Source organism: Streptomyces sp. NPDC006923 (assembly GCF_040635655.1).
GTDB lineage: Bacteria > Actinomycetota > Actinomycetes > Streptomycetales > Streptomycetaceae > Streptomyces.
Map to the genome: position 1 here is coordinate 23,711 of NZ_JBEYIF010000012.1, position 13,435 is coordinate 37,145.

Here is a 13,435-nt window from a genome sequence, read left to right on the forward strand (position 1 = left end):
GGGGTTCTGGGCCCTCACCCGCTGAGCCGGGTGGGGGCCCGTCGCCGTCCGGCGGTCAGGCGATGTGTTCGGCGTCCAGCTCCGACTGGTAGCGGTAGCGGAAGTCGCGCAGATAGGTCCGGAGCGAACTCTCGCTCAGCGGGCCGCCGGTGCGCCCGGTGATGCCGTACAGGTCCATCAGGTACAGGCCGAACTGGCGGGCGTTGGGGAAGTCGCCGTGCTCACTCACGTACTTCCGGAAGGCGTTGAAATACGCCTCCTCGCGGGAGAGGTCGTCGGGCAGGCCGGGGACGGGCAGTTCCTCGGACGGGTCCTGGCCCGGAAGGTCACCGGGGACGGCCATGTCGGCGAGGTCGGTGATGTCGGTCCCGGGGCCGGTCCGGCCCTGGGGCCCCTGGCCGGACTCGGCGTACTGCGACGTCTGCTGCGGTCCCTGTCCGACGCCGCCGAGCGGGCGGCTGCGGCCGGGGCCCGAGGGGATCATCACCGGCGTGGGCTCCAGGCCCTCGACATAGGTCGGGTTGTACGCGCCCTCGTAGGCGCCCTCCGGCACCTGCGGCGCCGCGAACCAGGGGCTCACCTGGGGGGCGGGCGCGGCCTCCGGCTGGTCGGGCTGCTGGGGCCCGCCGTCCCGGCCCGGCTCGGCGGCCTGCGGCTGCTCACCGGTGCGCTGGGCCGGAATCTGGGGCTGGGCCGGTGTCGGGGCCTGCGGCGGTAGCTGTGCCTGCGGCTGTTCCTCGGGCCGGGGCGGTGTGCGCTGCTCGGCGGGGTCCGGCAGCGCGCCCTGTCCGCTGGGCAGTTCGGCCAGGACGGGCGCGGCCGGCAGCGACACCGGGTCGATACCGGCGGCGGCCAGGCCGGCCGGGGCGGTGTCGGCGAGCGGTACGCCGTACTTGGCGAGCCGCAGCGGCATCAGCGCCTCGACGGGCGCCTTGCGGCGCCAGTTGCGGCCGAAGCGGGCCTGGAGGCGCGACTGGTAGATCAGCCGGTCCTGTTCGAGCTTGATGACCTGCTCGTACGACCGCAGCTCCCACAGCTTCATCCGGCGCCACAGCTTGAACGTGGGCACCGGCGAGAGCAGCCAGCGGGTGAGGCGTACGCCTTCCATGTGCTTGTCGGCGGTGATGTCCGCGATCCGGCCGACCGCGTGGCGCGCGGCCTCGACGGAGACGATGAAGAGCAGCGGGATCACCGCGTGCATGCCGACGCCCAGCGGGTCCGGCCAGGCGGCCGCGCCGTTGAAGGCGATGGTGGCGGCCGTGAGGATCCATGCCGACTGGCGCAGCAGCGGGAAGGGGATACGGATCCAGGTCAGCAGGAGGTCGAGCGCGAGCAGGACGCAGATACCCGCGTCGATGCCGATCGGGAACACCAGCGAGAACCTGCCGAAGCCCTTCTCCTCGGCCAGCTCGCGTACGGCGGCGTACGACCCCGCGAAACCGATCGCGGCGATGATCACCGCTCCGGTGACCACCACCCCGATGAGTATTCGGTGCGTGCGTGTCAGCTGCATCGCGGCCACCCGCGATCCCCTCCCCGTATTCGACCCGTACTCGACCCGTTTTCGACCGGTACTCGACTCGTATTCGGTCCTGTGTGCGACATCAGGTACGCGGCCACGGGTACTCGCCGGCCCGACATCTGGCGGGCACAGCCTGGCACATGTGCGCGCACGGCGTGGCGCGGGGAGCGGAGCCGGACCCCCGGGAGAGGGCCCGGCTCATGGGAAAACGGGAGAAAACGGCTGCCCGCCGGAGACCGCCCGACGGGCCTCAGCTCGCCTTGGGGGTGTCCTCGGCGGTGGGCACCTGCCCGGCGCCGTCGGCGATCGCCGTCACCGCCTCCTTGGCCGCCTTCACAGCGCCCTCCGACATCTCGCCGACGCCGGGGGACTTCGCACCCGCGTAGCCCGTGCCGTTGTAGGTGAGCGTCACGACGACGTTCTCGGTGCGGGCCACGACGGTGGCGTACGCGAAGTCCTCACCGGTCTTCTTGAGCGTGTACGTGACCGTGGTCGCCTGGTCGCCGATGCCGCTTGCCGCAGCGGTCTTGACGTCCTTGGCACCCTCGGTGCCCCGCGCGGACGCGATCTCCTTCGTGTAGTACTCGCCGGCGCGCGCGGCACCGCTGCCGAGCGAGGCATCGGAGTCGTAGCGCATGAGGGAGACATCGAGCCAGCGGTACTGAGAGCCCTTGACGCCGTTGTCGTCCAGACCGTTCCACGAGCAGCGGCTGCGGGACGTCACATCGGTGGACTTGCTGGCCGTACCGCCCTTGACCTTCACCTTCGGCACGAGCGATCCGATCGTCTTGCCGCCGATCGTCTTGCAGACGTCGGGCAGCCCGCTGTACTTGGCGGGCGGGACGGTCGCGGACGGCTCGGCGCTCGGCGAGGCCGAGGAGGCGTCCGCGTCACCCTTGCTGTCGGATTCGTCGGACGAGCAGCCGGCGACGACGAGCATCACCGGAACGGCTGCGCAGGCGAGTATGCGAGTGAGTCGCGAGGCTGATCGGTGCATGGTTCCTTCACTCATTGGTCGTACGGTCCGATCGGCCACGGTAACCGCCAGGCCATGGTCCGCGGGCCCGGCCGCCGGACTCCGGCCGCCGGGGCCCAGGGGCTCCGGGCCGGGGCGCGGGCCGCTATTCGTTGAGCTGGTCGGCGAGGGTCCGGGCCAGTTGCCGCGCCTTTTCCTGCAGTTCTCTGCTGTCGGGCACCTCGGCGGGCCGGGCCGGCTGCTCGCTGTACCGGACGGTCACGATCACATTCGATGTGCGGAATACCACGCTCACCGTGCGGTGCCGGGCGGCCGAACCGGAACGGGCGAGGACATCGTTGAGGAAGGCCACATCGCCCAGACCGTCCAGGAGACGCGGTTCGAGCCCTTCTGCGGACGGAGTCTCCGAGGGAGGGGTCTCGGAGGGCGGTGCGGCGGTCTCCGAGCCGGGACCGGACTGCGTCGTCGTCTCCGTGTCGGCGTCCGTTCCGGGGGCCGGGCTGCTCGGCGGCGGGGACGAGGCGCCGCCGGCGCCGGGCACCGGCAGCGCCGCGGCGGTCTCCTTCTCCAGGTAGACCGCCTGCGCCCGGTCGTCGTCGCTCACGCCCGGGTCGTACGACACCACGCGTTCGAGATCGATCACGAGCTGGTGGGAGGCGTCGGGGGAGTCGGCCTTCCAGCTACAGCCGACGCGGCGGTCGGTGTCGTAGGTGACGGACGCGGTGCCGTCGTACACCTTCTCCTGCTGGTCCTCCGGGAGCGCGGCGGCGCCGGGCAGCAGGGCCTTGAGCGTGGAGCGCGGCACGGAACCGCAGGGCTCGCGGAGCGTGCGGTACTTGCCGGGGGGCGCGGCGGACGTGGTGGGGCCGCCGGGCTTGGCGTCGAGGGCGGGGCGGTCGGCGCCGGACGAGCAGCCGGCGACAACCATCGTGAGGAGCACCGCCAGGCCGGGTACGTACGCCTTTCGCGCCTTTGGCTGCAAGGTCCCGGGCTCCCTTCTGTACAGGGGTTCCACGCGGCGGCGCGCGCGAAAACCGTTTGCCGCCGGATGACGGCGGATGGACACAATGTCTACCGCACGCGAAGCCGTCGACGCTGGTCGGCCGTCTCTTTGGCGGCCCTGGTTCCGGTTTTTGCGCTATCTGACTTTTCTGGGGGATCGAGGAACTATGTCGTATGTCGAGCTGCCGGGCGCCAAGGTCCCGATCCGTATGTGGGCGGACCCCGCGACGGTCGAGGAGGGCGCGATGCGGCAACTGCGGAATGTCGCGACGCTGCCCTGGATCAAGGGGCTCGCCGTGATGCCGGACGTGCACTACGGCAAGGGCGCTACCGTCGGCTCGGTGATCGCGATGAGCGGCGCGGTCTGCCCGGCGGCGGTGGGCGTCGACATCGGCTGCGGCATGTCGGCGGTGAAGACGTCCCTGACGGCGAACGATCTGCCGGGCGATCTGTCCCGGCTGCGCTCCAAGATCGAGCAGGCCATTCCGGTGGGCCGGGGAATGCATGACGATCCGGTGGATCCCGGCCAACTGCACGGATTTCCGACGGCGGGCTGGGACGACTTCTGGGGGCGGTTCGGCGCGGTGGCCGAGGCGGTCCGATTCCGCCAGGACCGTGCCACGAAGCAGATGGGCACGCTGGGCAGCGGAAATCACCATCTTGAGGTCAGTCTCGATTCCGGGGGAGCCGTGTGGCTCACGCTCCACTCCGGATCCCGGAACATCGGCAAGGAACTGGCGGAGCATCACATCGGCGTCGCGCGGAAGCTGGCGCACAATCAGGGCCTGGTAGACCGTGACCTGGCCGTCTTTATCTCGGAGACACCGCAGATGGCGGCGTACCGCAATGACCTCTTCTGGGCCCAGGAATACGCGAAGCACAACCGCGCCATCATGATCGGGCTGCTCAAGGATGTGATCCGCAGGGAGTTCAAGAAGGCCCGGGTCACTTTTGAGCAGGAAATAAGCTGCCATCACAACTATGTCGCCGAGGAACGGTATGACGGCATGGACCTGCTGGTGACGCGGAAGGGCGCGATCCGCGCGGGTTCCGGTGAATACGGGATCATTCCCGGGTCGATGGCCACGGGCACCTATATCGTCAAGGGCCTCGGGAACACCGCTGCCTTCAACTCGGCCTCGCACGGCGCCGGCCGCCGGATGAGCCGCAGCGCGGCGAAGCGGCGTTTCTCGACGCGGGACCTGGAAGAGCAGACGCGGGGCGTGGAGTGCCGTAAGGACTCCGGCGTCGTGGACGAGATCCCGGCCGCGTACAAGCCCATCGAGCAGGTCATCGAGCAGCAGCGGGATCTGGTCGAGGTGGTGGCGAAGCTGAAGCAGGCCATCTGTGTGAAGGGCTGACGGGTGAAGGGCCTGGGAGTGAGGGCGGGCACCGGTCGCGGCGGCCGGGCGGCCTCGCCGTGCCACTGACCGGGTGCCACTGACCGGTGCCACTGACCGGCCCCCGTGGCCGGTCAGTGGCCGGCGGTCACAGCTCCCGGTGCACCTTGGAGTTGGACGCCTGGGCGCGTGGCCTGACCACCAGGAGGTCGATGTTGACATGGCTCGGGCGGGTCACCGCCCAGGTGATGGTGTCGGCCACATCGTCGGCGGTGAGGGGCTCGGCGACGCCCGCGTAGACCTTTGACGCCTTCTCGGTGTCGCCGTGGAAGCGGGTGGTGGCGAACTCCTCCGTCTTGACCATGCCGGGGGCGATCTCGATCACCCGGACCGGGGTGCCGACGATCTCCAGCCGGAGGGTCTCGGCGAGGACATGGGCGCCGTGCTTGGCGGCGACATAGCCCGCGCCGCCCTCGTAGGTGGAGTGGCCGGCGGTGGAGGAGAGGACAACGACGGTGCCGTCGCCGCTCTCGGTGAGGGCGGGCAGCAGGGCCTGGGTGAGGTTGAGCGTCCCGAGGACATTGGTCTCGTACATCTGACGCCACTCGGCGGGGTCGCCGGTCGCCACCGGGTCGGCGCCCAGAGCGCCGCCGGCGTTGTTGACCAGGACATTCACCGAGGGAAAGCGGCCGAGTCCGGCGGCGAAGGCGTCGACCGCGGGCCGGTCCGTGACATCGAGGGCGTACGCGGTTGCGTGCCGGCCGGCGTCGTTGATCTCCGCGGCGAGCGCCTCGATCCGGTCCTTGCGGCGGGCGGTGAGGACGACGTGGTAGCCGGCGGCGGCGAGCTGCCGCGCGGTGGCGGCACCGATTCCGCTGCTCGCTCCGGTGATGACGGCGGTCTGGGTGCCCGCGGCGGTCATGACGTACTCCTCGCGCGTGTGATCGATGTGTGGCCAGGATAGGCAGGGAGCCGGGGCGGACGTCGAGTGTGTCCGGCGCCAGGACCGGGCGGGGCAGGCGCGCCGTGGCGGGCCCGGGCCGGGCGGTCAGTGGCCGCGGGGTCCGTACATGATCAGTGCCATACCGGCCAGGCTGACCAGCGCGCCCGCGATGTCCCAGCGGTCCGGGCGGTAGCCGTCGGCGACCGCGGCCCAGGCGATCGAGCCCGCGACGAATACCCCGCCGTACGCGGCGAGGACGCGGCCGAAATCACCCTCCGGCTGGAGGGTGGCGACAAAGCCGTACGCGCCCAGGGCGATGACCCCGGCGCCGATCCAGATCCAGCCGCGTCCGCCGCCGCTGCCGTCTCCGCGAACGCCCTGCCAGACGAGCCAGGCGCCGCCGATCTCGAAGACGGCGGCGAGGACAAAGAGAGCGACGGAGCGGAGCACAAGCATCCGGACAGCGTGCCATGCGGCCGATCGGAGCCTGCCGGGCGGACGGACGCGCTGGTGGCGGGCGGCGCGGGGCGGCGCCGTGGTTACGCCGCCGCGCCACCGAATTCGCGGACCGCGTCCTCGACGATGGCCGCCAGCCGGGCGTGGTGCGCGCCCCGCCAGTACACCCGGCGGCAGTTCCCGCACTGGGCGAAGACGTCGTACGTACGCTGCGTGCCGTGCTCCAGACGCTCCTGGACGGTCTCCTTGTCGGCAGGTCCCAGCTCGCCGTTGCAGGCGGTGCAGCGGGTCCAGGGCGCGAGGGCGGGCGCGAAGCGTTCCAGGACGTCCCTGAGCTGGTCGTCGGGGCGGTCGCTGTAGACATAGGCCCCGGCCCAGATCTCGCGCCGCCGCAGCAGGCCCCGGTCCCGGGACAGCATCACCCGGCGCTGCGCGGCGGAGAGAGCGGCCAGCGCGGGATCTCCGAGGTCCTCGCTCTCGTACGCCGCGTCGATGCCGAGCAGCCGCAGCCGCCGCGCGAGCGTGCCGAGATGCACATCGAGCAGAAAACGCAGCGGCGCCCCGGGCACTCGCTGCGGCCGGGACACGGCCCGCACCTCGACGGACTCGCCCGCGGCCGGGATGTGGGCGAAGGCGACCTCGTGTCCGTCGACGAGCAGCGGACCGACTTCGGTGAGCGGGACACCCAGCGACTCGACGGCGTGGCCGAGGGTGGACGAGCCGTCGGTGAGAACGGCCGTGCGTCCCCGGCGCCGCTCGGACGCCACGAAAAGGCGCAGTTCGGGGGCGAAATCGATCTGGATCTCCGGTCCGTTCACGCCGTCAGGATGCCATCGGACCGGAGGCCCGGGCCAGGGCTTTCCGGGCCGGGCCCGGGGCGTGTCAGACCGGACCCGAGACCGGGATCTGAGACGTCCCGTCCAGGGAGCACAGGTCCAGCCGCCAGTCGTTGCAGCGCATGGGACGGCCCGCCGGATACTCCACCTCGCACTCGCCCCGCAGGATGAATCCCGCCTTGCGGCACACCGCGTTCGACGGAGGATTCCCGATGGACGGGAAGGCGTGCAGAGAGCGGTGCTTCTTCTCGGCCCGCGCCCGCTCCACGACGGCGGCGGTCGCGGCGGCCGCGACACCGCGCCCCTGGAAGGCCGCGAGCACGGTCCAGCCCGTCTCGTACACCTGCTCCCCCTGCCAGGTCTGCTCCCAGAACCCGATTGTGCCGACGGCCTCGCCGCCCGGCAGCAGCACGATCCGGAACATCCTCCCCCGGCCCGTACGGTCGGCGCTCAGGCCGACATACCGCCTGTGCCGCCCGATCAGTTGTTCCTCGGTCTCCGGCCCGCCGAGATGGGTCATCAGCTCCGGAGCGTTCGCCGCGCGGAGCAGACCGAGATCGCCCTCCGACCATGGTTCGATCCGGACCCGCGGTGCTTTCTTCTCCATGTCACGCACTGTAGGACGGGGGTCTGACACCCGGTCCTGGCCCGGCCGTCCGGCCGCCGGGACGGCGAGGCCGTCGGCGGCAGCCCCGACCGTCGTGGCGGCGTTCTGTGTCATCCGCAGATCACTTTCGCCCGTCAAACCGGAATGGCGAACAGTCGCTCTTGCGGAGTGGACATGAGTTCGGAGGGCAGACGTCCTGGCACAGATCACCACGCGTACCGGCTGTGGTGAGAAGGAGCGGACATGGAAATCTCCAGCATTCTCACGGCCATCGTGTTCGGCATCATCGTCGGCGTGCTGGGACGGCTCGTCGTGCCCGGCCGTCAGCACATCGGCGTGCTGTGGACCATCGTCGTCGGCATCGTCGCGGCCCTGATCGGTACGGCCATCGCGGCCGCCGTCGGTGTCGCCAACACGGACGGTCCCGACTGGATCGAGTGGATAATCCAGATCGCTCTGGCCGCGGTGGGCGTGGCCGCCCTGGACCGGTCGAAGGCCGGCCGCTGACCCGCGGCGGGGTCAGGGTCTGATCCGGGCGCCTCTTTCAGGACGCGGTGGTGGCCAGGGGACGGCCGCTGAGCAGATTCCAGCGGCCGTCCCGCCCGGTGAGTTCGGTGGCGGTGAGGGGCCTGACGTCGACCCTCCAGAACGCCTGCGGGGCCGCGCCGAGGGCGTGGACGGCGGCGGCGCGGATGATGTCCGGTTCCGTCACGGCGATGACATGGCCCCTGGGCTCCTCGGACCGCTCCCTCTCCGCCTCGGCGCCGGTGCCGAGGCCGTCGAGCCAGCGGCCCACGCGGGCGTGCAGGGCCAGCAGGGACTCTCCGCCGTGCGGGGCGGAGGCGGGGTCCGCCAGCCAGAGGGCCACCGACTCCGGTTCGGCGGCGGCCACTTCGCCGAGGGTCCTGCCCGCCCAGCGGCCCATCGCGCAGGGGGCGAGACCGGGCACCGGCCGCGCGTCCAGGCCGAGGATCTCGGCGGTCCGGCGGCAGCGCCGGGTGGGGGAGACACAGACGGCGGCGGCGCGGGGGAAAGCCTCCCGTACCGCCTCGGCGTGCCGCAGCCCGGCGGGGTCCAACTCGTCACCGCCGTCCCGGCCTTGGCCGCCGTCCGGCTGTTCGCCGTCGCCCCCGCTTCCGGCGAAGCGGGCCTCGCGCAGGAACCTGCTGACGGCGGGTGAGATGAACATCACTCGGGTGGTCATACGGCGCTCTCCTCGGCTGTCCTGGCTCAGGCCGGCGGCCCGGCACTGGTCAACTCCGGGAGCCGGCAGGGCGGTCGGTGAGCGGGGGACGGCGGAGAACCGCCGTCCCCCGATCGCCGTCGTCGGGTGGAGGGCCTCTTGGCCCGCCTGTCGGTTCGCGGTACCTTCACGTCGATATGACGACGGCGGGACGGAAGTCCGGTGAGAATCCGGCACGGTCGCGCCACTGTATGCCGGGTGCCGGCTGCGTACCGCGCAGCGGGGGCCCGGTGAGTCAGACCCGATGGCCGTCGTTCGAGCTCCACTGATTGGGACGCGAGTTCCCCGAGGAGGATGTGCCATGGCTCAGTCCATAGCGCCGCCGGCCGTTTCACCCACCAGCACCGCGGTGACCCCGCTTCCCCTGCGCGCGGTCCTGCCGTGGGCGGTGTTCGTGGGCACCCTGATGCTGGTGCTGTTGTACTTCGTCGGCGCGGAACAGGGTGCGACATCGGTGTTCTCCGGTGCGGGCGTGCATGAATGGGTGCATGACGGCCGTCATCTGCTCGGCTTCCCCTGCCACTGACGGAGACCCGCGCATGCATGCCTCCACCGTCAGAAATCTCCTGGTCCGCGGCATGATCGCCGGTGTGCTCGCCGGACTTTTCGCGTTCGCGCTGGCGTATGTGGCCGGTGAGCCCTCCGTACGGGACTCCATCGCTCTGGAGGAGACCCAGTCCGCTCCGGCGCATCAGCACGGCGCCGCGGCGCCGGGTGACGCACCGGCCGCGGCAGAGGAGGAGGAACTGGTCAGCCGACCGGTCCAGTCGACGTTCGGGCTGGCCACCGGTGTCCTGGTGTACGGGGTGGCCCTGGGCGGAATCGCCTCCCTGGTCTTCGCCGTGTCCCTGGGCAGGATCGGCCGGTTCGGCCCGAGGGCGACCGCTGCCCTGATCGCGGGCGCCGCCTTCGTCACGGTCTATCTGGTGCCGTTCCTGAAGTATCCGGCGACCCCGCCGGCGGTGGGCAATCCGGACACCATCGGCAAACGGACCGCGCTGTTCTTTCTGATGATCCTGGTCAGCGTGGGGCTGGCGGCCATCGCCGTCATCGCGGGACGACGACTCGCCCCACGCCTGGGCAACTGGAACGCGTCGGTGGCCGCCGGAGCCGGCTATGTCGTCGTTGTGGCGGTGGCCTGTCTTGTCCTGCCCGCCAACACCGATGCCGTCCAGCCCTCCTTCCCGGCGGCTCTGCTCTGGGAGTTCCGGCTCGCGTCCCTCGGCGTACAGGCGCTGCTCTGGACGGCCTTCGGGCTGATCTTCGGGGCGCTGGCCGAGCGGGTGCTGCAGCCGCGCACCGCCGCTCCGGCGGCCGGCGTCGGCTCGCCGGTCGGTACGGCCGGCTGACACCGGCAGGCGACCGCGATCCACGCGATCCCTGACGGGTGCCCGGGCGGCCGGGCACCCGTCAGGCGTTGTGGGCACCCCTCCGGGCACCGCTCCCGCCGCCGCACGCCCGGCACGGCGGCGATTCCGAGGGGCGGTCCCGCGGCCCCGACGAGAAGGCGGCGCCGAGCCCGGTCCTCCGACTTCGCCTCCCGGTGCCGGATCCTCGGGGATTCCGCCGTCCCCATGGCCCCCGGCCACTCCGACCTCCATGAGGCGTCCGTACTGACCGGTGGCGACCGGTACGCCTGAGGCCCTGACCGCCGCCCGGGCCCCCGGCCCCGGAAGGGCGCGGCCTTCCGCACGTCCCCGATGGGCGGTATGCCCCCGTCGGGGGCCGGGGGAGAGGCGGACAGTAGAGTGCGGCGTCCGGTCTTCTCCCAGTTCAGAGGTGTACGGCAGTGAGCCCCGAGCCCCCAGCGGCCCCCGTGTCCCCGGTCACGGTGGTCGGGATCGGCGCGGACGGCTGGCAGGGGCTCTCCGACCCCGCGCGCGCCGCTCTGCGGAGCGCGGAGGTACTGATCGGGGGCGCACGGCAGTTGGCGCTGCTCCCGGCGGACGAGTGCGCGGGCGAGCGGGTGGCCTGGTTTTCGCCGTTGCGGCCCGCCGTGCCCGGCTTGCTCGCCGCCCGCGCCGGACGCCGGATCTCCGTGCTGGCCAGTGGGGATCCGATGTTCTACGGGATCGGGCGGGCCCTGACCGAGGTGCTCGGGGCCGGGACGCCGCGTGTGCTGCCGCATCCCTCCTCCGTGTCGTACGCCTGTGCCCGGCTGGGCTGGCCGGTGGAGGACACGGAGGTGGTCACGCTGGTCGGCCGCCCCGTCGAGCAGTTGACCGCCGCGCTGCACGACGGCCGCCGGATCCTGGTGCTCAGCGCCGGAGCCGCCACGCCCGCCGAGGTGGCGGCGCTGCTGCGGGAGCGCGGCTACGGGCCGAGCCGTATGCGTGTGCTCGAACAACTCGGCGCGGAACGCGAACGCCGTACCGACGGGCTCGCGCGCGACTGGGCCGAGCCCGCCGGGGACGCGCTGAATGTCGTGGCGATCGAGTGCCGGCGCGCGCCGGACGCGCTCCGGCTCGGGGCCGTCCCCGGGCTGCCGGACGCCGCGTACGAACACGACGGCCAGCTCACCAAGCGCCATGTGCGCGCCGCCACGCTGGCCGCGCTGGCCCCGGCGCCGGGCGAGTCGCTCTGGGACATCGGCGGCGGGTCGGGCTCGATCGCCGTCGAGTGGATGCGTACGCACCGCTCCTGCCGGGCTGTTTCGGTGGAGCGCGACCCGGTCCGCGCGGAACGGATCGGCCGTAACGCCCGCGCCCTCGGCGTCCCCGGGCTGCGTGTCGTCAGCGGCCGGGCCCCGGCCGCGCTGGCGGGGCTGCCGGTGCCCGACGCGGTGTTCATCGGCGGCGGCCTGACCGCGCCGGGGCTGCTGGAGGCGTGCTGGGAGGCGCTGCCGGCGGGGGGCCGGCTGGTCGCGAACACGGTGACGCTGGAGTCGGAGGCGCTGCTGGCCGACTGGTACCGCCGCTTCGGCGGCGAACTGGTGCGCCTGGCCGTCGCGCACGCCGTGCCGGTGGGCGGATTCACCGGCTGGCGGGGCGCCATGCCGGTCACTCAGTGGGCCGTCACCAAGGCCCCCGCGCACATCCCCTCGGGCGAACCCTCAGGAGAAGAACGATGACGGTGTACTTCATCGGAGCCGGACCCGGCGCCGCCGACCTGATCACGGTGCGCGGCGCGCGCAGGCTGGCCGCCTGCCAGGTCTGTCTGTACGCGGGCAGTCTGGTGCCGCGCGAGCTGCTGGCCGACTGCCCGCCGGACGCGCGCCTGATCGACACCGCGCGGATGGACCTGGACGGCATTACGGCGGAGCTGGTCCGGGCGCACGAGGAGGGCCATGACGTGGCCCGGCTGCACTCCGGCGACCCCTCGGTCTTCAGCGCCGTGGCGGAGCAGATGCGGCGGCTGGACGCGGCGGGTGTGCCGTACGAAGTGGTGCCGGGGGTACCGGCGTTCGCGGCGGCGGCCGCCGCGCTGAAGCGGGAGCTGACGGTGCCGACGGTGGGCCAGACGGTGATCCTGACGCGGATCGCCCAGCGTGCCACCCCGATGCCGGAGGGGGAGGATCTGGCGACCCTCGGCCGGAGCGGGGCGCTGCTGGTGCTGCATCTCGCAGCGAGGTATGTGGACCGGGTGGTGGCGGAACTGCTGCCGCACTACGGGCCCGACTGCCCGGCCGCGGTGGTCGCGATGGCCAGCCGGCCCGACGAACTGGTCCTGCGCGGCACCCTGGACGACATCGCCGGGCAGGTGAAGGCGGCGGGTGTGGTGCGCACGGCGGTGATCATGGTGGGCCGGACGCTGGCGGCGGAGCAGTTCCGCGACAGTCACCTGTACTCGCCGGACCGGGAGCGCCGGGGCGCCTGCTGACGGAGCACGCGCGCGTCGGGGGACGTGCGCGTTCGCGGTCACCGCGGGTTCCCGTTCTCCGAAAGTCACCGAGGGTGCCCGTTCTCCGAAAGGAGAGGCTCGGCCGTCTCGCACGAGGCCGCCTCGTCCCACTGGCGGAGAGCCGCGAGAAAACCCTCGCGGTCTTCGTGTGCCGCGATGAACAGTCTCAGACTGGGCCGACGGTTGATTGCTCCGGCCCCGAACCAATGTCGAAAGCGACTCATGTGCCACCTCTGCTGCTGCGTTTGTTCTGTTCCGCCAATCGCGCGCTGAGTTCATCTCCCGGGGGTGCCGGAGGCTCGTAGTCCGGGCACTTCGGGCCCCCGCACTCGCACTTCGGCCATCTCAGCGCCGAGCCGGGGACGAGATCCGCTCCTTCCCCGCCGGGTTCGGTCTTCGGGACGATGAGGACGCCGTCCACGCCGAACACGTCCGACAGCAGGGACAGGAACCTGCGCGCGTCGCTTCTGGTCATCGCGTCAGCCGCCTCGGCCCGCGCTCCACGCGCTTCACCAACTCCCTTGTCGGTACGGGGAACTCATCAGATACCCGGTCGGGAACCAGGTGCCGGAAGCTCTCGGCTTCCCTCGGCTCCATTTCGGGGGCCGGGCGGGCGGCGGGTGCCATGGACGCAACGCCTTTCGTCAATTCGTTTGCTCTCTGTGACTAG

The 13,435-nt window shown here is 71.9% G+C and carries 15 protein-coding genes and 1 riboswitch; of the genes, 6 read left to right on the forward strand and 9 right to left on the reverse strand.

From position 1 onward, the window contains the following. Window positions 1-55 precede the first annotated feature (55 nt). The 3 genes from ABZ707_RS23365 to ABZ707_RS23375 all read right to left on the reverse strand — a co-directional run bounded on the left by ABZ707_RS23365 (window position 56) and on the right by ABZ707_RS23375 (window position 3,426). A complete protein-coding gene (locus ABZ707_RS23365; protein WP_360178255.1) occupies window positions 56-1,522 on the reverse strand; it encodes a DUF2637 domain-containing protein in 1,467 nt (488 codons plus the stop codon). 250 nt (window positions 1,523-1,772) lie between these two features. Further along, window positions 1,773-2,519 carry a DUF3558 domain-containing protein gene (locus tag ABZ707_RS23370; protein WP_360178258.1) on the reverse strand — a complete coding sequence of 249 codons (747 nt, stop codon included), beginning with the start codon at window positions 2,517-2,519 and terminating at the stop codon, window positions 1,773-1,775. A 124-nt stretch (window positions 2,520-2,643) separates the two neighbouring features. Beyond that, window positions 2,644-3,426 carry a DUF3558 domain-containing protein gene (locus ABZ707_RS23375; RefSeq protein ID WP_360178701.1) on the reverse strand — a complete coding sequence of 261 codons (783 nt, stop codon included), beginning with the start codon at window positions 3,424-3,426 and terminating at the stop codon, window positions 2,644-2,646. 241 nt (window positions 3,427-3,667) lie between these two features. Between ABZ707_RS23375 and ABZ707_RS23380 the strand changes: the two genes are divergently transcribed. After that, window positions 3,668-4,861: an RtcB family protein gene (locus ABZ707_RS23380; protein WP_360178261.1), complete on the forward strand. Its 1,194-nt coding sequence runs from the start codon at window positions 3,668-3,670 to the stop codon at window positions 4,859-4,861. A gap of 127 nt (window positions 4,862-4,988) precedes the next feature. Here ABZ707_RS23380 and ABZ707_RS23385 read toward each other — a convergent pair whose 3' ends face one another. The 4 genes from ABZ707_RS23385 to ABZ707_RS23400 all read right to left on the reverse strand — a co-directional run bounded on the left by ABZ707_RS23385 (window position 4,989) and on the right by ABZ707_RS23400 (window position 7,682). Next, window positions 4,989-5,762 (reverse strand): SDR family oxidoreductase, encoded by a 774-nt coding sequence (locus tag ABZ707_RS23385; RefSeq protein WP_360178264.1) that lies wholly within the window; start codon window positions 5,760-5,762, stop codon window positions 4,989-4,991. Between the two features lie 126 nt (window positions 5,763-5,888). After that, window positions 5,889-6,239 carry a YnfA family protein gene (locus tag ABZ707_RS23390; RefSeq protein ID WP_360178267.1) on the reverse strand — a complete coding sequence of 117 codons (351 nt, stop codon included), beginning with the start codon at window positions 6,237-6,239 and terminating at the stop codon, window positions 5,889-5,891. A gap of 83 nt (window positions 6,240-6,322) precedes the next feature. Continuing rightward, entirely contained in the window at window positions 6,323-7,057 is a 735-nt protein-coding gene (locus ABZ707_RS23395) for a Mut7-C RNAse domain-containing protein (protein ID WP_360178269.1), read from the reverse strand. Between the two features lie 64 nt (window positions 7,058-7,121). Next, on the reverse strand, window positions 7,122-7,682 hold the full coding sequence (locus tag ABZ707_RS23400; protein ID WP_360178271.1) for a GNAT family N-acetyltransferase: 561 nt from the start codon (window positions 7,680-7,682) through the stop codon (window positions 7,122-7,124). A gap of 243 nt (window positions 7,683-7,925) precedes the next feature. On the opposite strand from ABZ707_RS23400, the gene ABZ707_RS23405 reads away from it, so the two are divergent. Next, a complete protein-coding gene (locus tag ABZ707_RS23405) occupies window positions 7,926-8,189 on the forward strand; it encodes a GlsB/YeaQ/YmgE family stress response membrane protein (RefSeq protein WP_360178274.1) in 264 nt (87 codons plus the stop codon). Window positions 8,190-8,226: 37 nt separating this feature from the next. Here ABZ707_RS23405 and ABZ707_RS23410 read toward each other — a convergent pair whose 3' ends face one another. Beyond that, a complete protein-coding gene (locus ABZ707_RS23410) occupies window positions 8,227-8,886 on the reverse strand; it encodes a histidine phosphatase family protein (RefSeq protein WP_360178277.1) in 660 nt (219 codons plus the stop codon). Between the two features lie 192 nt (window positions 8,887-9,078). Next, a riboswitch (cobalamin riboswitch) is annotated at window positions 9,079-9,166 on the forward strand. 60 nt (window positions 9,167-9,226) lie between these two features. Between ABZ707_RS23410 and ABZ707_RS23415 the strand changes: the two genes are divergently transcribed. From ABZ707_RS23415 to cobM, 4 genes are all read left to right on the forward strand, one after another. Then, window positions 9,227-9,451 (forward strand): CbtB-domain containing protein, encoded by a 225-nt coding sequence (locus tag ABZ707_RS23415; protein WP_360178280.1) that lies wholly within the window; start codon window positions 9,227-9,229, stop codon window positions 9,449-9,451. 13 nt (window positions 9,452-9,464) lie between these two features. After that, complete coding sequence (locus tag ABZ707_RS23420; protein WP_360178283.1) at window positions 9,465-10,274, forward strand: CbtA family protein; 810 nt, start codon at window positions 9,465-9,467, stop codon at window positions 10,272-10,274. Between the two features lie 440 nt (window positions 10,275-10,714). Further along, window positions 10,715-11,995: a precorrin-6y C5,15-methyltransferase (decarboxylating) subunit CbiE gene (gene cbiE, locus ABZ707_RS23425; RefSeq protein ID WP_360178286.1), complete on the forward strand. Its 1,281-nt coding sequence runs from the start codon at window positions 10,715-10,717 to the stop codon at window positions 11,993-11,995. Next, window positions 11,992-12,744: a precorrin-4 C(11)-methyltransferase gene (gene cobM / locus ABZ707_RS23430; RefSeq protein WP_360178289.1), complete on the forward strand. Its 753-nt coding sequence runs from the start codon at window positions 11,992-11,994 to the stop codon at window positions 12,742-12,744. Before cbiE ends, cobM begins: the two co-directional genes overlap by 4 nt. Window positions 12,745-12,985: 241 nt before the next feature. On the opposite strand, the gene ABZ707_RS23435 is transcribed toward cobM, so the two are convergent. Further along, window positions 12,986-13,240 carry a hypothetical protein gene (locus tag ABZ707_RS23435; RefSeq protein ID WP_360178292.1) on the reverse strand — a complete coding sequence of 85 codons (255 nt, stop codon included), beginning with the start codon at window positions 13,238-13,240 and terminating at the stop codon, window positions 12,986-12,988. Window positions 13,241-13,435 lie beyond the last annotated feature (195 nt).